Source organism: Solitalea canadensis DSM 3403 (assembly GCF_000242635.2).
GTDB classification, from domain to species: Bacteria; Bacteroidota; Bacteroidia; order Sphingobacteriales; family Sphingobacteriaceae; genus Solitalea; species Solitalea canadensis.
Genome location: NC_017770.1, coordinates 3,081,823 through 3,106,893, shown reverse-complemented (window position 1 = coordinate 3,106,893; position 25,071 = coordinate 3,081,823). Strand labels below are relative to the sequence as shown.

Below are 25,071 nucleotides of genomic sequence, written 5' to 3'. Positions count from 1 at the left end.
TTGAAGGCTGACCGGAATACGTTAGGGGTTATATAAAGTATAGCCGGTTATGCCTCTCTTTCAGTACTTTTTAACAATTAATGATATGATTTTCTAAACAGAACGAAAGCTAATCCACATGAAAAAAAATTACTATTTAACTATCTTTCTGCTAATGTTAACGCTTGCATCGGTCCAATGGCAAGTGGTTAATGCAGCAGATAAATCTGTTAGCATCAATGCTACAGATACTCCGCCTGTGATCACATCCAATCCGGCTTCTCCTCAGATCAAAAATGAAGGTGGAACGTTGGCGATCAATATTGTTGCTACAGGTACAAATTTGAATTACCAATGGGAAATATCCAAAGATAATGGACTTACCTATACGGATATCCCGGGTTTAACTTCAAACGCCTTTACCAGGTTTGGTGTTAGTCTTAATGATAATGGCTTATGGCGTTGTAGAGTATCTAATAGTGATGTGTCTTCACCGGTGTATTCTACGCCTTGCAATGTTATCATAAATCCAGCAGATGGAACTCCTGTAATAACAGCTTCTCCAATAGCGAGTCAATCATTAGGTCTAGGGCAAAAGTTAACATTAACGGTAAAGTGGAGCGGCGCTCCTAATCCTCCTGCTACAGGCTCTGGAGCATCTAACGTTCAATGGTATAAGGGTGACTACCCAAATGGTACATTGATCCCAAATGCGAATATTATATCTGCTGGCAATAAAAGCGACTTCATCATCAATAATGTTTCGGTTTCGGATGCAGGATCTTATTATTGTTTGGTCGCAAATTCCAAAGGTAGTGTACCGAGTGGACAAGCTAATTTAATAATTGATACCCCTGTCGGAGTACCCTCAATTATTACAAACTTTCCTACCTCAACACAAAACATACCTGAGGGAGGAAGCTTCTCTCTAAATACTTTAATCGTTTCCGGCGCAACCAGTTTCCAATGGGAAAAATCACCAGATGGAATTGCTCCTTTTGTTAGTATACCGGGCGAAACAAAATCCATTTTTTCAATATCCAACGTAAAACTTTCTGATAAAGGAAGCTATAGATGTGTTATTTCAAATTCTTTTGGCAGTATTACCTCAAATGCCAGACCGTTAAATGTAATAACATCAGCAGTCCCTCCGGAAATTACCAGTCATCCTCCTTTAACTACTATACTCAATGAAGGGCAATTGTTGAGCCTGTCGATCGTTTCAAATGGTTCAAATTTTCAATGGTATAAGGACGGTGTTGCAATAGTTGGGGCGACAACTCCAACTTATAGTAAAATAATGGCAGATGGCGATGGGGGTAAATATAAATGTGAAATAAGTAACTCTTACAATGGAGGTACTACTATTAGCAGTAATGATATAACAGTAACAGTTATTGCATTAGCAGTTACTCCAGTAATTACCGGACAGCCTCAAAGCCAGAATATTTATGAAGGTGCTGCTTTAAATTTAAGTGTTACTGCAACAGGAGGGAACCTAAACTATCAATGGAAAAAAAATGGAACTGATATAGCAGGAGCAAGCGCTACAACATATACAGTTGCCCATGCCCAGCTATCTGATGCAGGTAATTATACCTGTGTGGTTACCAATTCAAAGGGAACGGTAACTTCAGAATCCGCTACAATTAATGTAAGTATACTGGCTCCAACCATAACTGAGCAACCTAAAAATATTTCTATTAGTGATAATTCGGCGTTTAGCTTTACAGTAGCAACAACCGGAAGTAATTTAACTTATCAGTGGAGAAGGGATGATGTTGACATTCAGGGTGCTACAACCGCAACTTATGCTAAATCAAATGCTGCTATAGTTGATGCGGGAACTTATACCTGTGTAGTAACTAATTCTGCTGGCAGTGTCATTTCAAATCCGGCTGTTTTAATAGTAAGTATGCTTGTTCCAACAATTACGGCACAACCACAAGATATAACTCTAAATGAGCATGAAACTATTTCTTTCTCCATTACAGCAACGGGAAGTGAATTAACTTATCAATGGAAAAAAGATGGGGTTAATATTCCTGGTGCCACATCCTCAACTTATACGAAATCAAATGCGGCGTTAACAGATGGCGGTTCTTATAGCTGTGTAATTTCCAATAATCTGGCAACATTAACCTCTTCTTCTGCTGCCTTAAAAGTGAATATTGTAATGCCGGTTATTACGACTCAACCTGGGAGCCAATTAATAACTGAAGGCGGCAATGTTGTCTTAACAGTTGTTGCAACCGGTACTAATATGACTTATCAGTGGAAAAAGGATGGTGTAAACATTGCCGGAGCAACTACCACAGCTTACAGCAAAAGTAATTTGCAGGCTGGAGATCAGGGTAATTATACTTGTATAATTACCAATTCAGCCGGTTCTGTTACCTCAGATGTTGCTCAACTTTCGATTAGTCTATTGGCTCCTGTTATTACGGCTCAACCTGAAAGTAAAAGTGTAGTTGAAAAAGACTCAGTAATTTTCTCTGTGAAAGCTATAGGAACAAATTTGAATTATCAGTGGAAAAAGGGTGATATGAATATTGAAGGGGCTAATTTACCTAAGCTGAAAATAAAGAATATTTCGTTGACTGATGCTGCCGCTTATACTTGCGTGGTAAGTAATACTAACGCTAGCATAGCATCTAGTCAAGCAGTGCTATCAGTTGCTCAGGAGTCATTAATGCCAATTATTTTTGGGTTAAACCGTCAGTATGCAAAAATGAGTGCCAGAGTATTGCTGGTTGCCAAAGGAAAAGGCAGTGGAGGGGTAACGAAATGGTTTGTAGACGATGTAGAGTTAAAAGCTATTGAAGGTGGTATTTATTTTTATCCTGCTAATTACGAAATCGGGAAACATGTTATCCGTGCACAAAGTGCAGACGGCAAACTTATTCTTGAGAAAACGGTAACAATTGTTGAATAATTTGATCATCCTAAGTCATGAAAACAAAGAATATATTAAAATCATTGATTCTGGTAACAACAGGTATTATGTTGTTTGCTTCTTGTCGTAAGGAGGTCGACGGTCCAACTCCTGTTGTTGATCCTTACGAATCAGTAAAAGCCGATGGCACACTACGTTATTCGGGTGGAGGTCGTATCGACTTTCAAAATAATAACGATTCACTTTTCACTTATCGTGATAAAGGGATGTTATTTGGAAATGCTAAACAGAAATTTGGTTGGTCAACAATGGATGGAATGAAATTCTTTTTTTTAGAGTTTGAAGGCCGTCCTGATTCTGTTGGCCCTAAAAAATCAGCTACTATTTATTCGAAAGATGTTAACATAGAGCCAGTTAGAGTTGATTGTGCAAAAGCAGAAGTAATTAAAGTTGAAAGCGGGAAAGTATGGATCATATATCAACAGGCTCCGGAAAAAGCTGTTGGATATATTGTCCAGAAATTCTAAAAAGATAAGAAGACCGTGTCTCTGTCGACTTCCAATCGTAAAGGGTACACGGCTCTTCTTTGAATATTTGAAAACATAAATCAAGGCCCCTTTGATTTATACCTGAATCATATAACGCAGGGTCTTCTCGAGAGAGAAGACCTTTTTTGAATTTAATGTTCCTGATTACAAATCATGAAATTTAAACTAATTATTACGGCCGTTTTGGCAGGTGTTGCCGGCCAGTGTATGGCTTTATCAACTGAAGGTCCTGATAAATACATCTTTAAACAAGAGCCTCAACAAGCCAATGTTGCGAAGATGATTGCTAATGCAATTGCCAATTATCATTATAAGAAAACCAGAATTGACGACTCCCTATCCAATCGTATCTACATAAAATATCTTAATAAACTGGATAAATCACATGTGTTTTTACAGGAGAATGATATTAAAGCATTTGAACAATATCGCTATCAATTTGATGACGAACTTCAAAGCGGCAATTTGGATGGTGTATTTGAGATCTATTCAACTTTTGTAAACCGACTGAATGAACGGGTTGCTTTCGCTCTTAACGAGCTTAAGAAAACACAATCATTAAGTACCGAAGAAACTTTTTTAAGAAGTAGGGAGAATGAAAAATGGTTTACCTCCGAAGGTGAGGCTGATGAATACTGGAATAAGCGAATCAGGTATGAATTGATCTTATCCAAGATCAACGAACATGGTGATGAGCAAAAAGCTTTAAAGATCATTACTGCTCGTTATCAAAAGTTAAAGCGAAATATTGAGACGTTTAAAAGCGAAAATGCTTTCGAATCATTCATGAATGCCGCTACTGAGAGCATTGATCCTCATAGTAATTATTTCTCTCCTAAAAATGCGGTTGGATATATGGCTGCGCTATGCAAATCAATGGATGGTATTGGGGTTACAATTGGGATAGAAAATGACTATCCGGTAATTAAGCAAATTGTAAAAGGAGGTCCGGCTGCTAATAGCGGTCAGATTGAAGTTAATGACAGAATCGTGGCTATTGCACAGGGCGACGAGGGCAGTTTTGAAGATGTAGTTGGATGGAGTATAGAAGAAGTTGTTGCTAAAACACGAGGTGTAAGAGGTTCTAAAGTACGTTTGCAAATGCTTTCTTCGGTCAATTCTCCGGCAAACCAAATGAAGGAAGTTATCCTGATCAGGGATAAAATCAGGCTTGAAGATCAGAAAGTAAAGAGTGAAATAAATAGTGTTCATTATAATAACAGAGATTATAAAGTCGGGATCATTTCTATTCCGAACTTTTACCTCGATAATGACGCTATGCAGAAAGGAGAAAAGGATTATGCTTCTACATCCAATGATGTGAAAAAGGTTTTAGCTGATTTTAAGAATCAAGGGGTTTCCGGTGTAATGATAGATTTAAGGAATAATGGAGGAGGTTCTTTTAAAGAGGCCGTTGAACTTTCAGGGTTGTTTATTACCAGTGGCCCCATCGTGCAGGTTCGGGATGCAAACAATAAAGTGATGATTCAGAATGACCCGGATGCACAACAGATCTATGATGGTCCGCTTACAATTCTTATAAACCGGAACAGTGCATCTGCATCAGAGATATTTTCAGCCGCAATGCAGGATTATCAGCGGGGCGTTTTAATTGGAGAGCAGAGTTTTGGTAAGGGTAGTGTTCAACGTATTTATTCAATTAATGAGCTTTTAAAACAAAAAGATGCTGACCTAGGACTTCTAACATTTACAATTGCTAAGTATTACCGTGTTAATGGGAGCAGTACCCAGTTAAAAGGTGTAACTCCTGATATTGCATTTCCGACAACTATTGAAATAAAATACGGAGAAAAGACGATGCAAAATGCTTTGCCGTTTGATCAGATTCAAGCGGTGAGTATTACTTCGGTAAGTAATTTGGAGAGAATTCTTCCCAAGTTAAACGAGCATCACTTAAAACGTTTGCACACTAATATTGATTATAAATATTGGTTGGAAGATCAATCATTAATTACAAAGAAAGAAGGAAACAAAAAGATTCTTTTAGATGAAAGGTCGATTAAAAGTGAGCAGGAGGAACAAGAAGAATCAGATTTTGAGCGCTATATTGCCCATCGTGCTGCGATGGGATTGGCCCCTGTAGCTCAAAATGAAAAACGACCAAAAATAGAAACTGATTTCATTAAAAATGAAGGACTAACAGTTACCGCTGACTTAATTGAAAAGTATAAGAGTAACTAAAGATAAGTTAAAATAATGCTGAATAAGGCTTGCTTAGGGCAGGCTTTATCAGCATAGTTAAAACAGTCAAGTTACAATACTTCTCGTGGATGTGGATCTTCCGCAGTATTATTTTGCTGAGATTCATTTTCCTCGTTTTCGTTATCAATCTTCCAATATTCATCTTCAAACTCTTCCTCATCCTCATTAATTTCAATAGGATAAATCATTCGTTGAGGACCTTTATTGCGTAAGAAAAACGCAAAAGCTGCACCGATAATTCCTCCAATTAAATGCGACTCCCATGAAATTTCCGGAATGATGGGAAACATCCCCCAAATCAATCCTCCATATAAAAATAGCACTAAGAATGATACTCCTAATAAGCGATGATCACGACGAAAAAAGCCACTGAAAAACAGAAAACCGGCAAGGCCATATAAAACTCCACTGGCTCCGATATGATAGGCTTGTCGGGCAAATAGCCAAACACCTAATCCTGATAAAATATAAACCCCAAAGCTTACTTTAATTGCAAGGTCTTTGAAGAAATACCATAACATAGTTCCGGTTATTAGTAAGGGAAATGAGTTAGAAAGTAAATGGCCAAGGTCGGAATGAATAAATGGAGCTGTAAAAATGCCAATAAGGCCTTTATAGGTTCGGGGAATTATACCAAAATTGGCAAAACTTAAGCCATATTTGATCTCTACCCATTTAACAACCCATAATACAAGTACGAGGTAAAAGCTAATGATAAAACTTTTTGTTACAGAACCGGTTTGTTGTGTTTCCACTTGGTTTAAATATTGTTTCTAAGATAAGGTACTTAAGGGACAAAATGTTTGAAATTAACTCGACTAATTAATTAATACAGATTGAACTGAAATCTTTTAAATGAATAGATTTTTTTATAAATTAAATGAATTTATGTATCTCTTTATTAGTAATTTACGGTCAATTTTTTAGCATACTACTGCCTTTTTAACTCAATTTTCTTTTCTGATACCAGGTATTATTATTCAGTTTTGGCTAATTCAGAAACCGCCAAATAATTCTGGAGCATTATAGTTGTTACAATTCACAGAGAAACATACTTGACGTTTTTAGCTCATCTCAAATTTAAACCTATGAGAATAAGGCGCGGCAGGCATTTGGAATAGATATTTAGCAAAATCTCAATATAAAAGACTTAAAAAATAGGGAGTATGTATTACAAAATTAAAGCGGCAGATTCTCTTTCGAAGATTTCGAAGAAATTCTCAATTCCTGTTGATTTAATATTGTCATTTAACAAACAGATTAAGAATCCTGATCATATTTATGCGGGGCAGCTAATCTTTATTCCGAATCTTGATGATATTCCTGACGATGGTAAACTGGTAAAACCCATGAAAATCAATAAACTGTTGGAGCGGGCGGGTTCGGCAACGGGTAAGAAAATAAAATACAAATTAGGTAAAGGGGGTATGAAACCTGGAGCACCACTTCCGGCTTCTGATAGCAATGAATGTGATTGCAGTGGATTTGTTTGTTGGGTTTTAGGGTTGTCACGAAAATCGGATATTCCGTTTTATAAACAACATGGAGGTTGGATCTATACCGATTCGATGGTAGCTGATGTAAATAGCCAGTCAGGGATTTTTGAGAAAATTACGATTCCGGAAGAGGGTTGTATAGTTGTATATGGCGCCGGTTCAGGAATTGGACATGTTGGAATTGTTTCAGAAGTGGAGGATGGAACTATGATAAAAGTAATTCATTGCAGTTCCGGAAACTATAAAAAACATAACGACTCGATTCTTGAAACAGGACCGGACATATTTAACAGGGCTGATTCGCTCTGGGGGAGATTTGCCTTGCCAATTTAAACGATGGATTGACTCTTAAATAATACCAAAAACAAAGTCGAATCACTTTCTGTTTTTGCAGTTTTACTCCAAATGATTCATACTAAAATCGTTATCTATCTTTTTAAAAAAACTCTCCCTTTGCTAAAAACGCAAGCTTATATTTGCAGCCTCAATTTTTAGTCATGTCAGAACAAAACTATTTTCTGAAGATTGCCCACGATTTGGGTATTGGTAGTAAGCAGGTAGAAGCAACAGTTGCGCTGTTGAATGAAGGTGCTACCATTCCGTTTATTTCTCGTTATCGTAAAGAATTAACAGGCAGTTTGGATGAGGTTGCCATTGGTGCTATACGCGATGAGATAGAGCGTTTGAGAGAACTTGATAAACGCCGGGAAACTATCCTGAATTCTATCCGTGAGCAAGGAAAGCTGACTGATGAATTGGAAAAAGATATTCTTTCTGCTGAAACTATGAGCAGATTGGAAGACCTTTATCTTCCTTATAAACCTAAGCGCCGAACCAAAGCAACGATTGCACGTGAACGTGGTTTAGAGCCACTAGCGCAATTGATCTTTGCCCAGGATACCAAAGATATCGACACTGAGGCAACAAAATTTGTTGATGCTGAAAAAGAAGTCAATAGTGAAAGCGAAGCATTACAAGGTGCACGTGATATTATTGCTGAGTGGATCAATGAGGATGCTGTTTGTCGTGATAAAATGCGTGTTTTATATACAGATAAAGCTGTTATCACTTCATCGGTAATGAAAGGAAAAGAAGAAGAAGGTGCTAAGTACCGTGATTATTTTGAATGGTCTGAACAACTGAAAAATATTCCTTCACACCGTTTACTGGCATTACGTCGTGGTGAAAAAGAAATGATCCTGAGTCTTGATATCGCTCCTGAAAAAGAAGACGCTATCAATATTATAGAAAACCAATTTGTGAAGAGCAGAGGAGATGCTGCCGAACAAATTAAAATTGCAATTGACGATTGTTATAAACGTTTATTGTCACCATCTATTGAAACAGAAATGCGTCTGTTAACCAAAAAAGGTGCAGATGAGAAAGCCATTGTTGTTTTTGCGGATAACCTACGTGAGTTGTTGTTAGCATCGCCAATGGGTCAAAAAAGCATTCTGGCAATCGATCCGGGATTCCGTACTGGTTGTAAAGTGGTGGTGTTAAATCCACAGGGTAAATTATTGGAGAATACAGTTATTTATCCTACTGCTTCATCGGCTGCTAAGATTGTGGAGGCTGAGGCTGTTGTACTTGCACTTTGCCAGCGTTTCAAAATTGAAGCAATTGCCATTGGTAACGGTACGGCAAGTCGTGAGACAGAAGCTTTTGTAAATGGTATTAAAGATCTTCCGAAAGCTATTACTGTCGTAATGGTGAATGAAGCAGGTGCCTCTGTTTATTCAGCGTCAGAGGTTGCGCGTGAAGAATTCCCCGACTATGATGTAACTGTTCGTGGTGCAGTTTCTATTGGCCGTCGCTTGGCTGACCCATTAGCCGAATTAGTAAAGATCGATCCTAAATCAATCGGTGTCGGGCAATATCAGCATGATGTTGATCAGGCTGCTTTGAAAAATAAATTAGATGAAGTTGTAGCTTCATGTGTGAATGCCGTAGGGGTTGAAGTGAATACAGCAAGTAAACAATTGTTGACTTATGTATCAGGTTTAGGTCCGGCATTGGCACAAAATATCATCAATTACCGTAATGAAAAAGGAGCATTTAAAACCCGTAAGGATTTGATGGATGTTCCGAGAATGGGCGAGAAGGTGTTTGAGCAGGCGGCAGGTTTCTTGCGCATTCTGAATGGAGAACACCCTTTAGATTCAAGTTCTGTTCACCCTGAATCCTATCATATTGTAGAAAAAATGGCTGCAGATCATAACTGTAAAGTGGAAGATTTGTTATCCAATCGTGATTTGCGTAAGAAGATCGATCTGAAACAATATGTTAGTGAAAAAGTTGGTTTGCCTACCTTAAATGATATTATTCAGGAATTGGATAAACCAGGTCGCGACCCTCGTAAAGAGTTTGAAGCATTTAAGTTTGCTGATGATGTAAACGAAATTGCTGACTTGAAAATCGGTATGCGTTTACCAGGTATTGTAACCAACGTAACCAACTTTGGCGCCTTTGTCGATATTGGAGTTCATCAGGATGGTTTAGTGCATTTAAGTCAACTTTCAAACCGTTTTATCACAGATGCAAATGAAGTGGTAAAAGTGGCTCAGAAAGTTTGGGTAACAGTTACTGATGTGGATGTAGACAGAAAACGTATCGCACTAACGATGAAGGATGAAAGTGCACCGGTTCAGCGAACAAAAGCTGAAAAGGAAAAGATGCGTAACGATAGAGCCATCAAACCTTCGCAAAGTAAACCTAAAGAAAAAGAAGAACCTCAGGATATGAATTCGATGCTAGCTGCATTGAAAAATAAATGGAAGTAGATAGCTGTTAGTAGTTAGCTATTAGCCGTTAGCATTAGTTTCTTAGAAAGTAATGCTAACGGCTTTTTAATTTCAAGCTATTAAGCAGTTGGTTATTAAAAATTAGTCGATAGTATTTATGCTAACAACTAATAGCTAATAGCTATTTAGTTATTCAGCTAAGTTTGTTGCAGCTGTTTTGATTAAACCTGATTCCAGGTTTTTCTTATACCCCATAATTGCATTTAAAATAGCAGAGGCAATCTCATCTTTGCCTTTATCACTGTTCATATAGTCCTCTTCCTCCGGATTAGAGACAAAACCTGCTTCTACCAATATGCTAGGCATTGCTGTGGCCTGTAATACCCAAATACCTTCGTTATTGCGTTGTTTTACACCACGGTTAACCCTGCCTTGTTTAATAAATTCATTTTGAACCATATCAGCAAGCATAAGGCTTTGATCAAAGAATTTACGGGTGGTAAGAGAAGCCATTATTTTAGCTTCGGGAGAATCAAACATTTCTTCTACCGGAGCATCTCCACCATGCTCTCCATGTAACTCTGTTGAATCTGCAACAACATTCTTATTACTTTGTACAAATTGTACTTTCGAATCATTTTTGTTAACTGCCCAAATAAATGTTTCGACACCATTAACTTCACTTGGGCTCGACCAAGTACGATAAACAGGAACCTTTTTAGTGTGCTTTTTCCTGTTTTTGCCTTTGCCTGTATAATAAGTTGATGTTTTATAACTTACGATTTCAGAATTTCTTCTACCTGGCGCCCAATTGCAGTGGATACTTATAAACAGATCGCCATGATTTTCATTTGCAAATTTAGCCCTGTAACGGTTAGCCTCACGTGGACTACTTAATCCCCCTGCATCATATCTGTCGTTTCTTGTCATCAATACCTTGCATTCAGGTAATGAATCCTGGATTTTTTTTGCCAGAAGTTGTCCGAAACTCAATGTAAGGTCCGCCTCATAGCTATACCTCCCTTTAGCATTAAGGGTAGGGTACCCATGCCCGGGATCTATGATAATGGTCTTAATTGTTTTGGTTTTTGGTGCCTGAGCATTTGTAGTCAGACAACTGATTGCTGAAAAGATTGAAAAAAGTATCGATAGAGTAAACTTTCCTTTAATTGAGTTGATTCCTTGCTTCATTTTTACTAATAACGATAAATCGATTGTAATTAAATGTATTTTCCCTTTGTACGCAAATTTGTTGTTTATGTTGCCTGTTTATTAATGTTAATTTCAAATCTTTACAATAATCTTAAAAATAAACGAATGAACCTTGTTTTTATTTTCAGAATCAAGGCTTTATCTGTAAAATCAATAAAATAAGTGAGATTTACAAAAAAGGCGTTGGTCTTCCTGATGAAAAATTTCTTATAACAGTTTGAATGATTTGCATCAATACACTATAAACCCTATTTTTGGCAAAATTTTAAGAGCATGGAAAGCAAATTAGATAAAGACTTCGCATTTTTAGCAGTGGCTATCATCATCATTATGATTGGTACTTTTGCCCGTTTTATCATTGATTCTCATTTATTGTCAATGGTTTGCTGGGGATTAATTGCAATTGGAGCTGTTATGAGTTTAATGGCGATTGCTCGTGTCCTTGCTCCTTACCAGGAAGAAAACAAGTAAGTATAAATTTTGCATGAGCGTAATTTCATGCTTATTTATTAAAAATAGTTGCCTTTACCTCACAATAGTGGGGTAAAGGTGTTTTAGGGGGAATTGGAATGATAGATTTAAATCAGCTCAAAGGTGAGGCGCAAAAGCGGAAAAAAGAGAATAAAAAATACTTCGAACGATTAAAGAATAAAAAATCGAGAGAGGTTGACCTTGCTTTCGCAGAACAACATGAAATTGTTTTTGCAAAAACTGATTGTCTTACTTGTGCCAACTGTTGCAGAGGAACCGGTCCCTTATTTACACAGCGAGATATTGAAAGACTGGCTTCCAGATTAAAGCTGAAACCAGGTGATTTTGTTGAGCGATATTTACGAATTGATGAGGATAATGATTATGTACTTAGATCGGTACCTTGTCCTTTTTTAGGTGATGATAATTATTGTTCAGTATATGAAGATCGTCCCAAAGCCTGCAGAGAATACCCCCATACTGACCATTCGCCAATGTTACAAATATTGGATATCACGCTAAAAAATACAACCATTTGTCCCGCTGTTTACGAGATAGTTGAGCGAATGAAAAAATACTTCCCAGCTTAGAACAAAGAATAAAGGAGCGAAGATTCAAAAAGATGTCTTTTGTCTTAGCTCCTTTATTAATGTGCCTTGCTCTTACTATAAAAACAAAGAGGCAGCTCCAATTAAAGCGGCTTCTTCAGATAGTTGAGCTTTCACAATTTTAATGTCTGGAAGTTGCTGGTGAACATCATCTTGTAATTTATTGATGAAAAGATTCCATCCATTTGCGATGTTTCCTCCGATTACAACATATTCAGGTTTTTTATCCATTAAAATGGGCATCATGAACTCGCTTAATGTTTCGCCGAATTCACTAAAAACCATAAATGCCGTACCATCTGTGTCTACCAGATCGGCTAATGCTTTAACATCAACGATCTCTCTACCTGATAATTCCTGGTATCGCCTAACAAACCAGCGGGCAGAAATATAATCCTCTGCAATATTATCTCTGAATCTGCTGCACCATAGTTGAGCATCTTCAGCTTTTTCATTAAAATAATAGGCGGAGCCCAATCCTGTTCCTAATGTAAAACCAATAGCACTTTTTGCTCCTTCAGCAGCACCACAAAATGCCTCACCTTTAAGGAAACAAGCTGCATCATTCATAAATCTGATCCTGTCGGTTGAGATTTCAAGAGATGCAGCAAGCATGTTTTTAACATTTAAACCATACAATTCGTCGTATTTGTTCTGACCTTTTATAAAGGAAACTCCCAAGTCATAATCGAACGGTCCTGGCATAGCAATACCGACTCCAATTATATGATCCTTTCCGATATGATCAATGGAGGTTTGAATGCTTTCCGTCCAAACGTCAATAATATTTTCGGAAGTTCCATGCGCATTTACGCGCATTCGACTATGACTTGATTGAAAAATGTTTTTACTTTCAAGATCAATGATTGCAGAAGTAATATGTGACCCGCCAATATCTACACCAATAGCAAATTTTTTATTCATAATTGATTATAAAAAATGAGCGCAACTACGATTGAGCGCTATTAATAAATCTCTACATAAATTCGCTAAATATAGCAATTATTGTATTGCTATAACGATTTTGTTTGTATTACTTTTATATGCAGCTTCGATTATTTTAATCCCATTTAATGCATCAAACGGATTAACCGGAATTGGTCCGTTTTTTCTTAAATGAAGGTAGGCTAACTCAAAGAAATCGCCATAATTTGAATGCGGAGTTGGTATCATTTTACGGAAAGACTCGTTGTTTTCTTCAATGGAAAGTACACCCCATTCAGAAGGTGGCTCTACTCCATAGCCGTTATCTGTAGGAAACATTCCTACTTTTAGCTGATCTTCCTGTAAGTTCATTCTTTTTTTAATGAATGAACCCTTGGTACCATGTAGAATGTATCCCGGAAGCTCTTCTTTAGCAAGAATGGTACTTTTTAACTTAAGACGAAAATTAGGGTAGTAAAGTAATAGTTCAAAGAAATCATCTACTTGCGAACCATCCCGCATTTTTCGAATATCCCCAAAAACAGCTTCGGGCATACCAAATAATACAATGGCCTGATCTATAATATGTGTGCCTATTTCATACACGAGTCCGGTTGCAGGAGCGGGTTCTTCTTTATGTTTTTTAGGGTTTAATTTGCTTCTGAAACGCTCAAAACTGAAAGAAGCTTCCACTAATCGCCCTAGTCGGTTCGACTCAATTATTTCTTTAACGATCTTGAAATCGCCATCCCAACGACGATTATGAAAGGCTGTTAGACATTTATTCCTTTCATTTGCCAGTGTAATTAATTCCTGGCATTCTTCAACCGTTGCGGCAAAAGGCTTATCGATTATTACATGCTTGTTGGCTAATAACGCCTTTTTTGCAAACTCGTAATGAGTCTGATTGGGCGTATTTACAATGATTAACTCAAGAGAACCATCGTTAACCAGCTCATCAATACTTTTATAGATCGTAAGCTCAGGGTAGCTATCTTTTGATTCTTGTTTGTTTCGTTCAACTACGGCTTTAAATTTAAAATTCGGATTTGCAGCAAGCAGAGGCCCGTGAAATACTTTTGTTGAATAGCCAAATGAACAAATTCCTGTGAGAATAGGATCAGACATATATATGTTGTTTTTGGGCAAAGATAAATGTCTATGCAATATAAGATATATTTTAACATATAAAGCTTATCGTGTCTGTATCATAACTATCTATTTAGTGAGCCAGTAAATAGGGATTAAATCTTAAATGTTCTTATATGTCTTATATGGTTTAACTACCTTTGTGGCCTAGTAATTAAGCAATGCAATATCCAATTCCCGTAACTGTTCTAACCGGATTTTTAGGCGCCGGTAAAACCTCTCTATTAAATAATCTTATCCGAAAAAATACCGATAAAAAGTTGATTGTTTTGGAAAATGAGTTTGGAGAAGTAAGTATAGATAGTGATTTGGTTTTTAAAGGTGATAATGAACTATTCGAGATATCTAATGGGTGTATTTGCTGCTCGATGAGTGGCGAGTTCAATGATGTTTTAGCACAGCTTATAAAAGATGTTCCGGTATTTGATCATTTAGTAGTGGAGAGTACAGGTATTGCTGATCCTTCTGCTGTTGCTGCCGCTTTTATTGGCGATCAAATCATCCAGTCTCATCTTAGATTGGATGCCGTTATTTGTTTGGTTGATGCCCAAAATATGGAGACACTGCTAAAGGAAAGGGAAGAGGCTCGTAAGCAGATTGCTTTCTCAGATGTTATTATCATTAATAAAACAGATCTAATTACTGAAGAGCAATTAACTCGAGTTGTTGAAATCGTTAAAAAAATCAATAACTACGCAAAAATAATAACTGCGGTAAAAGGTGAGCAGGATGAAGTGAATTTGCTGAATATGGAAGCGTACACTACAAAAATGGTTGAACAGGGTTTTAAGTTTTTCCCAATTGGACAGCAAGTTGCTCATGATGAAGTGGTTTCTCAAAGTTTTGTTTTCGATCATCCACTTGATTTATTAAAATTCAGACATTGGTTAAATGTGCTGCTGGTTATACAAGGACAAAGTTTTTATCGGATTAAAGGTGTTTTAAATTTTGCTGGTTTAGATGAACGTCACATAGTTCAATCGGTGATGAATAATGCTACGTACACTCCAGGAAGTGATTGGGAAGAGGGAATGGTTAGAACAAGCAAAATTGTTTTTATAGGTAAGAATCTTCGCCGTGATTTGTTAGAGAAAGGATTGAAAAATTGTTATAGTGATTTTGCCTTTTTATAGTTTTTCGGCCAGCTCAATAAGTTTATTCAGGGTGTTTAAATTTCGTGTGGTCGCATTCACTTTTAATTTATTCTCAAAGAAATTATTACTTAGTTTGGTAACTCCATAACCATTGGGACAGAAAACATAAACAACCGATTTAGTAACCTCAAATTTGTCGGGCTCGTAATTGTATTCGATTATTTTTTTAATATTTTCTGTAGAAGGAGGTTCTGCTAAAAGCGTAAAATATAGCTTAGATTCTTCTAGATTAGTTTCTTTTAAAAAAGGATTTTCTTTAATGATGGATTTTAGCTGATCAGCCGTTCTGACGATGACAGGAATTGTCAGTTGAAATTTATCGGTCATCAACTTTTCAAGATTCTTTTCTAGCTGTCGTACGTCTTTAGCGATAGTAAATACAATATTCCCACTTTGGATATAGGTGGTTACATTTTCATAGCCGTGTTCTTCTAATAAAGACTTCAACTCTTTCATGTTGATCTTATTATGCCCGCTTACGTTAACGCCTCTTAATATTGCAATATAGGTTTTCACAGAAGCTCAATTAACTGTTGCAAATCCCAATTCGGGTGCGAAAGAAGGTCTCGTCATTAATTACATTTAGCATGAAGTCGGCTAAATCTCCGGTTGAGATCGAATTTTTTCCGGGGTGATGGTCAGTTTTTACTATATACAATCCTGTTTTTTCGTTTTCGATAATATTAGGTGGACAAACAAACGTGAAATCAAGGCCGCTTTTTTTTAATTCCTCATAAACTTTGAAATGAGCCTCTGATACTTCTTTGTACTGCTCCGGAAATTCAGGCGTGTGCGCAACGCGAGTATGTTCATCAGCCATCAAAACGCCCATTCCGCCAATTGCAATAATGCGTTTCATTTCATAGGCATTCATTGCCGAAATAATGTTTTGATAGGCTTGGAAGCGTTGTTGGGAATCTGGAATGCCTAAGGCTGAAAGAACCACATCATGACCTTGCATGGCTTCCTTCACTTTTTCTGCATCCAGTACATCACCCATAAATATTTCTAAAAGAGGGTGTTGAAAATGGATATTGTATGGATTGCGCGCAAAACCTGTTACATGGTAATTCCGCTCTAAAGCTTGTTTAACTATTTTACGGCCGGTGCGCCCGGTGGCGCCGAAAACAATGATCTTCATAGTATCAGCCTTTGATTTTGTTTAGAAGATTAATAAGAACAATTACGACAATAATTACCTGATAAAAAGTAACTAATATCAGGTAAGGCATTCAATTGCCTTAATATACAAAATCTGTTCAATATCGATCAAAGGGGAGAGCGTATTTGTTATTTCGATTCGTTGAAATAATTTTCGTCATTTGGCTCCCAAAGTTCAATTTTGTTGCCTTCCGGGTCCATTATCCAGCCAAATTTCCCAAATTCAAATTCCTCAATTTTATCAAATACCTGCACTCCTTCTTTTTTTAGTGCGTCTAATAGTTCCACAAGGTTTTCTACCCTGTAATTAAGCATGAAAGGTTTTTCGCTTGGAGAGAAATAACGAGTATCAGATTTGAAAAGACTCCATGCTGTATAAGCTACATGATCTGGGTCTTCTTTTAATCGCCATTCAAAAGTGCCACCAAAATCTCCGGAGTTAATACCTAAATGTTTTTGATACCATTCTTTTTGCTTTTCAGGATTGTCACATTTGAAAAAAATGCCGCCTATACCGGTAACTCGTTTCATTAGTTATTTAATTAAATTATGGTTTCTCAAGTCGTTAATGATCATTTTCATAATCGCATCAGTTAGTTTTCGTCCGATTAATATTCCGTAACCGACCTTTAATAGGAACTTATCCAGGTTTCTCAGGTCAGCTAATTTAAACAACACTTCTTTAAGACGTTCTTTAAATAGTTTTTCCCAACTCCTTACTTTGCTTTCTTCAATCTTTGGCCAATATAATGGTTTCTCTTCAGTTCCATCAATTTTTCGGTTGGTATCCGGAATTATTGGCAAATGTCCATTTTTAGCTTTAAAACGTTCAATTGCTGTAGGACTATAATTTTGAGTAAAAATTGGGTTGGTGGTATCAGCTGGAATAGTAAACCATTCCTGAAGAAAATACTGACAATTACGGCGGCCCAGGAAATAATCATGAACTCGGAATGATTTATCAAAGAATCCTCCAAAGCCTCCAAACGAGCCGCAGGCAATCGCCATACTTCCTGCTATATTTTGTCCATCCTCATTTCGTTCAGGTACTATCAGAAAGCGACTGATGTTTTTAGGATCAAGTGCCTTCTCAATATCTTCAGGTTTAAATAATAATTGACCCCGCATAGCCCCGAATGTCTTAGTAACGATATTGGTTAATCCACTGCTATTATTAAAATCTGTGGCAGGAGGTTCACATGGAAATGGATCGATCATTAAAATACTGCTTCTACATTTGTCGTAATCATTATTATCTGGTTTGTTCTCACCTGTTTTTCTTAAAAGTACATCCCTGATTATTTCAAAAGGTTCATTATTCATAAGTCCGCCATCAACATTTAATGTGGTGTATTTATCCTCATTCTGTAAATGAGTAAGTAGTTCACTTAGATACGACTTGTCTTTGAGTACAGAACTGTTTACAGGGGCTTCGTTTTGATTGTAATTTTTTTCAATGGTGTTGATTAAATTGATAAAAGGATTATCAAAAACCTGTTGTTTATCTCTTACAATCTCTCTTGCGGCTAATCCAACCGGGAAAGCTCCGGTAGCCTTAGCACATGCTTTAGCTATATCAATATTTATTTTTTGTATAAAAGAAAGGGGGATGCGTCCGTCATTTTTATAAGGATTTCCGGAAAGAGCAAAATGACCAAAGTCCCGGTGAGAGGCAGTTTTATATAAGTTCAATGGGTTGCTGGACGATAGAAATCCCAAGGAATATGGAATGCCCTGTAAGTTGGTTAATGTGACTAAAAGATCAGCGTCAGGGGAAATATAGGGGCGAAGGTAAGGTGTGTCCGTTGAAACTGTTACAGCCTTATCGGCTATGTCATCAATAAACTCAGAGTTGAATAAGGATATAACACTTCCATTTTTTTCAATATCACTATTACTCAACATTAACGGAAGCATATCGTCAGCAGCCAGATTAACCCAAGAGTCATAAAATTTATTACTCTTTTTATAAATCTCATCATCCCTATTGGTTGGTTGAATATGATTAATCTGTGTTTGCATAGCGGCAGCTGCAATGATGGATGTCATTCCTCCGGCTGATGCTCCTCCAATAATATCAATAATAATAGTATGAGTAGGAATTGAAGGGTCTCCAGACTGCTTGGCTTTCTCCCAACGTTCAAGCGTTTCGATTAAATAATCCATTACTCCGGCTGTATACGCACCTGCAGAAACCGCCCCTGCCATGCACAGGCCCAGGTGAAAGGTTTTTTGATCATCCATGTGCTTATGAATAAGGTTTGATGTAAACTATTGATTAATAAGTAGTTTATTAAATATAGCCAGAATAAATGGAAATTGAATAGGAGGGCTGTAAACAAAAAAAGACTGCTCATTGAGCAGTCTTTTTAAGAATATTAGTTCTTTTTGGATTAGAATCTGAAACCTAAACCTAAAGATAATACGCGGTTAGTTACTTTTGCACTAACACCGAAGTCTTCTGCTTCTTCCATACCTTTAGCAATGTTTGATAATCCCCAGTTATAACGTGCATTTAAAAATAAGCCCATAGGGAATTGATATTCAGCGCCAACATTTACGCCAAAGTCTAAGCTTTTGTAGCCATCTTTGCTATCAAAAGATTCTCCTTGAAATTTATCTTTAGCACTTAATAAAAAACCAACTTGAGGACCTAATTCTCCATGTAAGCCAGCTACAATATTATATCTAACCATTAATGGTAAATTTAAATACAATGTACTTGATTTTCCTTCATAGCTATTGCCGTCAAGGTCAAAAGATTCTCCTTTTGCTCCTTGAGATGATAATAATAACTCAGGTTGGAAAGAAAGTTTTGTACCCAGTGGAATAGTTGCTAAACCACCTACATAGAAACTTGTTACAGAGCTTGCACTTTGTGAAACTGAAGAACCAAATCCACTTACTGATGTGTTGATGTTAGCAAAGTTACCACCAGCTTTTAAACCAAATTTTACTGGTGATTGAGCCATAGCTGCACCTGCAATCATTACAGAAGCAATTAATACGTAGAATTTTTTCATTTTCGATTTTTTGTTTTACGTTGATGGTTCAAATATAAAACAATAATTATTAGTTAATAACAAGGTATTGTATATTAAGTACATTTACTTAATAAGAAAGAGCCGGTGAATGGCTCTTTCTTTGTCTTATTTAAATAATTAGAGATTTTAGAATCTATAACCAATTCCTAATAAAATAACTCTGTTAGTCGTTGTAGCTTCATCGTCTTTAAGAATATCCGTGATACCGTGTGAATAACGGAGGCCTAAAAGGAAACCGCTAGGGAATACATACTCAACTCCAGCATTTATACCCAAATCAACAGTATTGTAACCATCTGCAATGTCAATGGAGTTTCCTTTATTTCTTGCTTTCGCACTAACTAAAAAACCTAACTGTGGTCCTGCTTCAAAATTAAGGCCTTCTGTTGCGTTTACTTTAATCATCAACGGAATGTTAATATTCACTGTATTAAACTTAATTGTGTTACCGTTGTAATTCGTTTGTGTTCCTTGTGATGAAATCAAGAATTCTGGTTGAAAGGAAAAGTTTCCTCCAATCCCTGTATTTACAAACCCACCTAGGTAAATGCTGGTGAGTGTAGATCCATTCGCACTTAAATTTTGATAGGTTGCATGTTGGTTCGCGAAGTTCGCACCCAATTTTAAACCAAACTGAGCCTTCTGTGCCATTGAAGTTCCTGCAGTTAATAGGCAGATAATTAAAAAGTAGAGTTTCTTCATTTTTTGAATTTTGATGAGGCGCAAAAATATAATTAATAGTTACTTTTTTTTATGATAAAAGGATCTTAAACAAAAAAGAGGCTTTCGCCTCTTTTCTAAATCTTTGCATTTTTATTTCGAAGGAAATGATCAGCTAAAACAAGTGCCGCCATTGATTCAACAATAGGAACGGCACGCGGAACTACACAAGGGTCATGTCGACCTTTTCCATGCAGTTCTACTTTATTCCCCTCTTTATCTACTGTTTCCTGTCCTTGCATAATGGTTGCAACAGGTTTAAATGCTACTCTGAAGTAAATATCCTGACCATTTGAAATTCCTCCCTGAACACCTCCTGAGTTGTTGGTCCGGGTGGAGAAGTCGGTTTCAAAAAGATCGTTATGCTGAGAACCTAGCATGGTAGCTCCTTCAAATCCTGATCCATATTCAAAACCATGTACAGCATTAATGCATAACATGGCTTTTCCTAAGTCGGCGTGCAGTTTATCAAAAACAGGTTCGCCTAACCCAACCGGAACTTTTTTGGCGATACAGGTAATAATACCACCAACGGTATCACCTGCCTTTCTTACACTGTCAATATAAGCGATCATTTCTTCTGCCTTTTCAGGATCAGCACAGCGCAAAATATTGTTTTCGGTAGTTGAAAGATCCAGCTCAGTGTAAGGTTTTTCAACTTTCATAGTACCGACTGCACTTACATAAGCAGTTATCTCAATGCCAGCTGTCTGTTTCAGAAATAATTTAGCAACAGCTCCGGCAGCTACTCTGGCTGCAGTTTCACGCGCCGATGAACGCCCCCCACCACGGTGATCTCTGATGCCATATTTTGCCTGATAGGTATAATCGGCATGTGAAGGTCGAAATGGGCCTACATTATGATCGTAGTCTTTTGAACGTTGATCTTCATTCGGAATTAAAAAAGTGATCGGAGTGCCTGTCGATTGTCCTTCAAAAACTCCAGACAATAACTGTGCGATATCCGATTCTTTACGCTGGGTAGTTATTTTTGATTGTCCGGGTTTACGCCGATCTAATTCAGATTGAACAAACTCAAGGTCAATTTCCAAACCTGCAGGACAACCATCAATGATAACTCCTATAGCTTTGCCATGCGACTCGCCGAAAGTCGTTATTCTGAATGCTTCTCCAAAAGTATTTCCAGCCATGTTTTTATTTTAGATATGAGATTTGGGATAGGAGATATGTGATTATTACATCCTGCATAAATCTCTGATTATTGTTAATTAAATATGTCTCAAATCTGAAATCTCACATCTCAAATCTGATGAATTCCTACTTTATCTAAATCATCCCAAAAATGAGGATACGATTTACCCGTTACTTTAGGATCTTCAATTTCAAGTTGATCAACTTTTAACGTTAAAGGAGCAAAGGCCATTGCCATCCGATGATCATGATAAGTATTAATAAATACTGGTTCTGCATCGTCGGATTTGCCAATTGTACTACCTGAGCAATCCAACTGATAATTCAGGCCATCTTGCTTTATCGTCACTCCAAATTTTCCCAATTCGTTTTGTAAAGCAGCAACACGGTCGGTTTCTTTAATTTTTAAGCTTTCAAGTCCTGTAAATGTACAATTATGGTTTAACCCTGCACAAATTACAGCTAAAGTCTGTGCAATATCCGGACAGTGCTCAAAATCAATGAAATTAATAGTTACGGTGGAAGATACTTTTGACAGGCGAATTCCATCTTTTAGGAAATCAGTTTTTACACCAAAGTTTTCCATCATTCCCGAAATTACACTATCTCCTTGCAGACTATTTGTTTTTAGCCCGGTAAGTTTGATATCCGCTTTATCAGATAATGCCGCTAATGAATACCAATATGACGAGCCGCTCCAATCTGGTTCAATGAACAGATCATTCGATGTGTAATCCTGTTTTTCTATAATGATTGTGTTTTCCGACCAAGTATGCTCAATGCCTAATTCAGCCATCATAGCCAGCGTCATTTCAATATAAGGCCTTGAAGCAACAACACCAGTCAAATTCAGGATCAAACCCTGAGGCAGGGTAGGAGCAATCATCAATAATGCTGAAATGTACTGACTACTTACACTTCCATCAATAGCAATTTCATTCGTCAGCTTTAAGTCTTTACCTCTAATTTTCAAAGGAGGGAAGCCTTCGTTACCAGCAAATTCAATATCAGCTCCGAGCTCTTGCAGCGCATCAACTAAAAGTTTAATTGGGCGCTCTAACATGCGAGCAGTTCCTGTTAATAACCACTCACCCGGAGTTACCGCTAAAAATGCAGTAAGAAAACGCATAGCGGTTCCGGCTGGCCCTACATCTATTGTTGCTTTATTGTGAGAAGAAGAAAGTATTTGTGTGGAAAGAAGGTGATCTAATGTAACAGTGTCGTCGGCAACCGAAAGATTTTTTATTTCGAAAGGTTGTTTACACAATGCCCTCATAATTAAAGCCCTGTTACTTTCGCTTTTTGATCCCGGAAGAATTATTTCACCATTTATGTTTTTGGTTGAAGCTTTAATTTGAATGTTCATGTTATAGTTAATGGTTGATAGTTCATAGATCATAGTTCTACCTTGAAACCATGATCCATGAACTAATATCTATTTGCTATTATGCGTGTTCAACCGGTTTTGTATTCATGATCTCAGTTTGGCGACGAATTGATTCGCTGTGGATAAGATCTAATAAGCGGTGAGTAAAGGCTTCACTTAAGTTTAATGCTTTTGCAAATGAAGTACGTTTCTCCATGATTTCTTCCCAACGGTTAACCTGAAGGATTGTTACATCATTATCACGTTTATACTCACCAATCTTTTCAACGATTTGCATACGTTCAGCCATTTTTTGGATAATCTGATCATCCAATTTGTCAATATTCTGACGTAATTGCTCCAATTTGCTAACAAACTCCACGTTTTGTGATTCAGGTTTACGCAAAGTAAGGTTGCCAACTAATTGAGCTAATGCTTCTGGCGTAACTTGTTGTTTTGCATCGGTCCAAGCAGTTGCAGGGTTAATATGACTTTCGATCATTAAACCTTGCATATCTAAGTCCATCGCTTTTTGTGAAATATATGGAAGCAATTCGCGATTACCACAAATGTGACTTGGGTCAACGATAATAGGCAACTCAGGGTGTTGAGTTTTTAGGTTGATCGCCATTTCCCACATTGGTTCATTACGGAAAGCTGATTTTTCGAATGAAGAAAATCCGCGGTGAATAGCAACCAATTTATTAATGCCAGCACGGTATAAACGTTCAATGCCACCGATCCATAAAGAAAGATCAGGGTTTACTGGGTTTTTGATCATAACCGGAATGTCAACACCTTTTAAAGCATCAGCAATTTCCTGTACTGAAAAAGGGTTAACTGTTGTGCGTGCACCAACCCAAAGAATATCAACACCTGCTTCTAATGATTCTTCAACGTGTTTTGCAGTGGCAACTTCACAAGTAACAGGAAAACCTGTTTCTTCTTTAACGCGTTGTAACCATTTCAAAGCTTCAGCACCGTGCCCTTCAAATTCACCCGGACGAGTACGTGGTTTCCAAATGCCTGCACGATAAACGCGAACCTTACCGGTTTTCTTTAATTCACGTGCAGTAGCCATAACCTGGTCTTCGCTCTCGGCGCTGCATGGTCCGGCAATTATTAATGGCTCGTTACCGCCTGGGAACCATTCGTTTAATGGAAGTACATCGAATGCTTTCATGTTGTTGTGTCCTTTTTAGTTTAACTTTTATAATTTGTTTGTTTTTTACTTTTTTGGATTACACCGATTATTTCATCGGATTCTTCAGGTATTCACCCATTACGGCTAAATTGACAACTGCTTTTAATAGCTTACGCATACAGTGGTCATAATCACTTTCCTTACCCCATTCTAAATCTACGTAGAAATTGTAATCGTTTGGTTTTCCGATGATTGGCATTGATTGAATCTTGGTTAAGTTGATGTTGTTTTCAACAAAAATGTTCAACACCTTAGCTAATGATCCGATTGTATTGCCAACCTGAAAGCAAATTGAAGCTTTATTGTTTTTGGATGATTCAACTGCTTCATTTGCAAGAATCAGGAATCGGGTGAAATTCTTTTTGTTAGTTTCTATTCTACGCTCAAGCACCTGCAGATCATACATTTTAGCTGCCGTTAGGTTTGCGATGGCTACTGTGTCTGTCAGGTTGTTTTCTCTGATATTTTTTGCGCATGCTGCCGTATCGGTTTTTTCTAAAACTTGTAAATGAGGGAAGTCTTCAAAAAAATCATTGCACTGGCGAATCGCAATAGGGTGTGAATGAACGTATTTGATATCTTCAAATTTTACACCCGGTAATGCCAGCAAATGCAGCTGAATGTGTAAGTAAACCTCACCGATAATAGGGAAGTTAAACTCTTGCAGCAATGCATAATTAGGTAACAAACTGCCCGCAATTGAGTTTTCAATTGCCATAACTGCATAATCAGCAGTTCCTTTCTTAATAGCTTCGCATGTTTGCTTAAAGGTCACACACTCCACAATTTCAATGTCTTCACCGAAATATTTGTAAGCGGCTTCCTCATGAAACGACGCTCTTGTACCCTGAATTGCTACTCTTTTTTTGCTCATAAAACATTGTAAACAAAAAAGTCCCGTCGCTTTTCGCGCCGGGACTTTTTATGTAAGTATATCTTAAAGTATCTACATACTAGTCCCGGCTTTCACTAAAAAAGTAAAAGTAACCGAAGAACCAATATGCGTTGTTTAATATCATT

The 25,071-nt window shown here is 37.3% G+C and carries 22 protein-coding genes; 8 read left to right on the top strand and 14 right to left on the bottom strand.

The window, feature by feature from the left end; all coding sequences use genetic code 11:
• Positions 1 to 118: 118 nt before the first annotated feature.
• From SOLCA_RS22420 to SOLCA_RS12805, 3 genes are all read left to right on the top strand, one after another.
• Positions 119 to 2,914, top strand: coding sequence for an immunoglobulin domain-containing protein (locus SOLCA_RS22420; protein ID WP_014680882.1), 2,796 nt, complete (start codon positions 119 to 121; stop codon positions 2,912 to 2,914).
• Positions 2,915 to 2,931: 17 nt separating this feature from the next.
• Positions 2,932 to 3,402 carry a hypothetical protein gene (locus SOLCA_RS12810; RefSeq protein ID WP_014680881.1) on the top strand — a complete coding sequence of 157 codons (471 nt, stop codon included), beginning with the start codon at positions 2,932 to 2,934 and terminating at the stop codon, positions 3,400 to 3,402.
• 174 nt (positions 3,403 to 3,576) lie between these two features.
• A complete protein-coding gene (locus SOLCA_RS12805; protein WP_014680880.1) occupies positions 3,577 to 5,625 on the top strand; it encodes a carboxy terminal-processing peptidase in 2,049 nt (682 codons plus the stop codon).
• A 71-nt stretch (positions 5,626 to 5,696) separates the two neighbouring features.
• Here the strand turns inward: SOLCA_RS12805 and SOLCA_RS12800 are convergent, their stop codons facing one another.
• A complete protein-coding gene (locus tag SOLCA_RS12800; protein ID WP_014680879.1) occupies positions 5,697 to 6,401 on the bottom strand; it encodes a rhomboid family intramembrane serine protease in 705 nt (234 codons plus the stop codon).
• Between the two features lie 411 nt (positions 6,402 to 6,812).
• On the opposite strand from SOLCA_RS12800, the gene SOLCA_RS12795 reads away from it, so the two are divergent.
• Positions 6,813 to 7,475 (top strand): LysM peptidoglycan-binding domain-containing protein, encoded by a 663-nt coding sequence (locus SOLCA_RS12795; RefSeq protein WP_014680878.1) that lies wholly within the window; start codon positions 6,813 to 6,815, stop codon positions 7,473 to 7,475.
• A gap of 164 nt (positions 7,476 to 7,639) precedes the next feature.
• Entirely contained in the window at positions 7,640 to 9,925 is a 2,286-nt protein-coding gene (locus SOLCA_RS12790) for a Tex family protein (RefSeq protein WP_014680877.1), read from the top strand.
• A 150-nt stretch (positions 9,926 to 10,075) separates the two neighbouring features.
• Here SOLCA_RS12790 and SOLCA_RS12785 read toward each other — a convergent pair whose 3' ends face one another.
• Positions 10,076 to 11,077, bottom strand: coding sequence for an N-acetylmuramoyl-L-alanine amidase family protein (locus tag SOLCA_RS12785; protein WP_014680876.1), 1,002 nt, complete (start codon positions 11,075 to 11,077; stop codon positions 10,076 to 10,078).
• A 294-nt stretch (positions 11,078 to 11,371) separates the two neighbouring features.
• Here SOLCA_RS12785 and SOLCA_RS12780 point away from each other — a divergent pair, with 294 nt between their 5' ends.
• Both SOLCA_RS12780 and SOLCA_RS12775 read left to right on the top strand, forming a co-directional pair.
• Positions 11,372 to 11,569 (top strand): hypothetical protein, encoded by a 198-nt coding sequence (locus SOLCA_RS12780; protein WP_014680874.1) that lies wholly within the window; start codon positions 11,372 to 11,374, stop codon positions 11,567 to 11,569.
• A gap of 98 nt (positions 11,570 to 11,667) precedes the next feature.
• The gene (locus SOLCA_RS12775; protein ID WP_014680873.1) at positions 11,668 to 12,159 is read left to right on the top strand and encodes a YkgJ family cysteine cluster protein; all 492 of its coding nucleotides are present in this window, start codon (positions 11,668 to 11,670) and stop codon (positions 12,157 to 12,159) included.
• Positions 12,160 to 12,234: 75 nt separating this feature from the next.
• On the opposite strand, the gene SOLCA_RS12770 is transcribed toward SOLCA_RS12775, so the two are convergent.
• Entirely contained in the window at positions 12,235 to 13,101 is an 867-nt protein-coding gene (locus SOLCA_RS12770; RefSeq protein ID WP_014680872.1) for an ROK family protein, read from the bottom strand.
• Between the two features lie 78 nt (positions 13,102 to 13,179).
• Positions 13,180 to 14,229, bottom strand: a complete 1,050-nt coding sequence (locus SOLCA_RS12765) for a Gfo/Idh/MocA family oxidoreductase (protein WP_014680871.1) — start codon at positions 14,227 to 14,229, stop codon at positions 13,180 to 13,182.
• A gap of 182 nt (positions 14,230 to 14,411) precedes the next feature.
• On the opposite strand from SOLCA_RS12765, the gene SOLCA_RS12760 reads away from it, so the two are divergent.
• Complete coding sequence (locus SOLCA_RS12760) at positions 14,412 to 15,383, top strand: CobW family GTP-binding protein (protein WP_014680870.1); 972 nt, start codon at positions 14,412 to 14,414, stop codon at positions 15,381 to 15,383.
• Here SOLCA_RS12760 and SOLCA_RS12755 read toward each other — a convergent pair.
• The 10 genes from SOLCA_RS12755 to SOLCA_RS12710 form a co-directional block, all read right to left on the bottom strand.
• Entirely contained in the window at positions 15,378 to 15,920 is a 543-nt protein-coding gene (locus SOLCA_RS12755) for a DUF1697 domain-containing protein (protein WP_014680869.1), read from the bottom strand. The two genes, SOLCA_RS12760 and SOLCA_RS12755, sit on opposite strands and share 6 nt — an antisense overlap.
• A gap of 10 nt (positions 15,921 to 15,930) precedes the next feature.
• Positions 15,931 to 16,545 carry an NAD(P)-dependent oxidoreductase gene (locus SOLCA_RS12750; protein WP_014680868.1) on the bottom strand — a complete coding sequence of 205 codons (615 nt, stop codon included), beginning with the start codon at positions 16,543 to 16,545 and terminating at the stop codon, positions 15,931 to 15,933.
• Positions 16,546 to 16,694: 149 nt separating this feature from the next.
• On the bottom strand, positions 16,695 to 17,096 hold the full coding sequence (locus SOLCA_RS12745) for a VOC family protein (RefSeq protein WP_014680867.1): 402 nt from the start codon (positions 17,094 to 17,096) through the stop codon (positions 16,695 to 16,697).
• Between the two features lie 3 nt (positions 17,097 to 17,099).
• On the bottom strand, positions 17,100 to 18,809 hold the full coding sequence (locus SOLCA_RS12740; protein ID WP_014680866.1) for a patatin-like phospholipase domain-containing protein: 1,710 nt from the start codon (positions 18,807 to 18,809) through the stop codon (positions 17,100 to 17,102).
• Between the two features lie 149 nt (positions 18,810 to 18,958).
• Positions 18,959 to 19,588 (bottom strand): porin family protein, encoded by a 630-nt coding sequence (locus SOLCA_RS12735; RefSeq protein ID WP_014680865.1) that lies wholly within the window; start codon positions 19,586 to 19,588, stop codon positions 18,959 to 18,961.
• Positions 19,589 to 19,735: 147 nt separating this feature from the next.
• Positions 19,736 to 20,311, bottom strand: a complete 576-nt coding sequence (locus SOLCA_RS22415) for a porin family protein (protein WP_014680864.1) — start codon at positions 20,309 to 20,311, stop codon at positions 19,736 to 19,738.
• A 95-nt stretch (positions 20,312 to 20,406) separates the two neighbouring features.
• The gene (gene aroC / locus SOLCA_RS12725; protein WP_014680863.1) at positions 20,407 to 21,480 is read right to left on the bottom strand and encodes a chorismate synthase; all 1,074 of its coding nucleotides are present in this window, start codon (positions 21,478 to 21,480) and stop codon (positions 20,407 to 20,409) included.
• A 110-nt stretch (positions 21,481 to 21,590) separates the two neighbouring features.
• Positions 21,591 to 22,847 carry a 3-phosphoshikimate 1-carboxyvinyltransferase gene (gene aroA, locus SOLCA_RS12720; RefSeq protein ID WP_157604569.1) on the bottom strand — a complete coding sequence of 419 codons (1,257 nt, stop codon included), beginning with the start codon at positions 22,845 to 22,847 and terminating at the stop codon, positions 21,591 to 21,593.
• A gap of 79 nt (positions 22,848 to 22,926) precedes the next feature.
• Positions 22,927 to 24,030: a chorismate mutase gene (locus SOLCA_RS12715; RefSeq protein ID WP_014680861.1), complete on the bottom strand. Its 1,104-nt coding sequence runs from the start codon at positions 24,028 to 24,030 to the stop codon at positions 22,927 to 22,929.
• A gap of 67 nt (positions 24,031 to 24,097) precedes the next feature.
• On the bottom strand, positions 24,098 to 24,925 hold the full coding sequence (locus tag SOLCA_RS12710) for a prephenate dehydratase (RefSeq protein WP_014680860.1): 828 nt from the start codon (positions 24,923 to 24,925) through the stop codon (positions 24,098 to 24,100).
• Positions 24,926 to 25,071 lie beyond the last annotated feature (146 nt).